1 protein-coding gene is annotated in these 932 nt (G+C 65.1%); it reads right to left on the bottom strand.

The genetic code is table 11. The features are described from left to right. Positions 1 to 932 (bottom strand): AfsR/SARP family transcriptional regulator (locus AC0L2A_RS36210; RefSeq protein ID WP_473612970.1); only part of this gene is annotated, 932 nt, incomplete at both ends.

Here is a 932-nt window from a genome sequence, read left to right as displayed (position 1 = left end):
CGCAGCGCCCGTTCGTAGCGTGCATAGTCGTCGACCGCGCCTTCGAAATCACCGCGCGACAGCCGCTCCCTGATCAGCGCCTTGCCGACGGGGCCGGCATCCGGATAGAGGTCCAACGCCCTCAAATAGATCGAGCGCGCTTCCTGGGTGTTGCCGGATGTCTCCAGCCGCTGGCCGATCCGCAATCCAAGATCGACCAGATCGCGACGCACTTTTTCAGCGGCGGCGAACGACCAGAAGCTGGCTCGCTCGTGCAGAAACAGCGGACCGGGGAATGCGAGGAAGAGCGCTTCCGCTTCCGGTCGCAGCCCGGCCGCCTCGCCATTGGCTGTCGTCACGGATTTGAGCCGTGCATCCCAGTCGGCGAGGTCGACCCAGACCTTGTCGGACGCGAGGCGAAGCTTGCCTTCGCGCTGAACGATGAGGTCAGTCCGCCCGAGCAGCTTGCGCAGCCGATGCAGCGCCTGCTCGCATGCCGCCCGCGCCTGGTCGCCGTCGAGGTCGGGCCACAGCCAGTCCTGAACGGTCTCCAGCGAGCAGGTGTTGTCTTTCGAGATCGCCAGTACCCGCAGGATGTCGAGAGCCTTCGTCGGTGGCTTGGCGCCGAGATTAAGAGGGTTTCCATCGAGTTCGAGCCGAAAGCCTCCGAGGACGTGGACCTTGAGCGGCCATGGCCAGGCCGCGGGCCGCCGTTGCGGCGCGTCCAATCGGCGTTCCCGGATAAGCGACCGGCAAAGCTTGGGCTCGATGCCGCGCTCAAGCGCATCGCCAAGCAGTTCGGCGAGCAATTCCGGAACGTTGAGGAGCACCATTGGCCAGCTGACGTCGCGCAGCGCCTCTATGAAGACCTTCAGCTGATTGCCGTAGCGTGGACCCTGGTCGCACAGGCTCTCCAGCGCGGCCGCTGCGAGAATGCATATCTCGGTCCGCTT

The sequence above is a fragment of the Mesorhizobium sp. WSM4844 genome, assembly GCF_055811775.1.
Note: the sequence above shows the minus strand (reverse complement) of the source record. Positions and strands in the feature narration are given on the sequence as shown.